This window comes from Helicobacter sp. T3_23-1059, from assembly GCF_053654515.1.
Map to the genome: position 1 here is coordinate 1 of NZ_JBSIUV010000135.1, position 1,431 is coordinate 1,431.

The window sequence follows — 1,431 nt, forward strand, 5'->3', positions numbered from 1 at the left end:
AAAATCTTTTTGGGGAAATAAAGATTTTGCGAGGGAATTTAGAGCAACTGCCTTTCCCCCAAATCACGCACTCCCAAGATAAAAAAATCGCGTTTTTAGTGGAGCAGATTTTAGATGGCGATGATAAAAGCGCACATTTGGTAAATGAGCAAATTTATCAAATTTTTGGCATAAATAAAAATCAACAACAACATATCAAAAAGGCACTAAAATGCAACATTTAATCAAAGAATTGCAATCAAAAATCGCCGCAATGAAACAACATAACAATAGCATTGATTTAAGTGATGAAAGGCTAGATGACTTGTATAGTGTTTTTCCATTCAATAAATTTGAATTTATCATTGCACATCTTATCGCTACAAAAACATTAAATTTAAGCGAATATTTAGATATTAGAAACGCATATTTAGAGCGCAATAAATACCTTTATCTATTTGAAATCACTGCTCCACGCACCTTTGGCGAATCGTGGGCGCAAAGGCATTTAAATGAAATTGTGCCTGAATTAAAGCACCCTACAAACAAACTTGACCAACATTATAATGGGCAGTATGATTTTTGGCTTAAAAACGGCGATAAAGGCATACGAATCGAAGTCAAAGCCTCCCGCGCAGTGAAGCGAAAAAGTGGCGACTCACTCATAATCAAAGCCCTATCAAGCGATTCAAATGAAGGCTTTGATATGAATTTTCAGCAAATTAAGCCAAAGTGTTGCGATGTGTTTGTGTGGATTGCGGTGTGGAGGGATAAAATCCGCTATTTTGTCCTATCAAGCGATGAAGTGGCGAGCAATAAATATTACTCGACAGGACAGCACAGAGGCAATGTGGGCGAGGGGCAGTTGTGGCTAAAAGAGAGCAATATCGCAGAATTTGAAATCTACGAAGTTTGTGTGCGTGATATTTTGGAAAAAATCAAAGAAAAAGGCGGAAAGCAGATAGATTTATAAGGCTATTTTTATTATGGTAACATAGCATAAATTTTTCATAAGGAGTCATAGATGTATAGTGTTAAATTGGACACAAAAGCAATAGATGCGTTAAGTAAAGCGGTAAATGGTAATGGTGGACACCAAAACTTAATGGAAAAGCTAAAAAGGCAGTATGATAGTGGCAATGGTGTTTTAGAATATGATGATGACGATTTAGAAAAACTAAGGATATATTCAAGCAAATATGGTGGAGGTGGCTTTCAAGATAGATTTCAAGCCATTCTTGCTTGTATAGATAAATAAAGCAGTATATGGTGTAATGTTTATATTGTTGAACAAGATTATGCAAAATGTTACTTTTTGGTTCTTTTGTTAAGATAATGGACAAGCACTTTTTCAAAGCAAAATTTAGAGATTTTCTTGCCTCATTGCAGGATAAAATCTGCGAAAACAATGAGTGGAAAATCAAAGGCTTTATTGATAGTGATAAAAACATT

At 34.9% G+C, this 1,431-nt stretch carries 3 protein-coding genes; all 3 read left to right on the top strand.

Annotated elements, in window-relative coordinates; all coding sequences use genetic code 11:
- The coding region (locus tag ACWIX0_RS13555; protein WP_454174513.1) for a hypothetical protein at positions 1-224 on the top strand (224 nt) is incomplete at its 5' end.
- A complete protein-coding gene (locus tag ACWIX0_RS13560) occupies positions 212-952 on the top strand; it encodes a hypothetical protein (protein ID WP_454174514.1) in 741 nt (246 codons plus the stop codon). The genes ACWIX0_RS13555 and ACWIX0_RS13560, both read left to right, overlap by 13 nt.
- Before the next feature lie 51 nt (positions 953-1,003).
- Positions 1,004-1,237 carry a hypothetical protein gene (locus tag ACWIX0_RS13565; protein ID WP_454174515.1) on the top strand — a complete coding sequence of 78 codons (234 nt, stop codon included), beginning with the start codon at positions 1,004-1,006 and terminating at the stop codon, positions 1,235-1,237.
- Positions 1,238-1,431 lie beyond the last annotated feature (194 nt).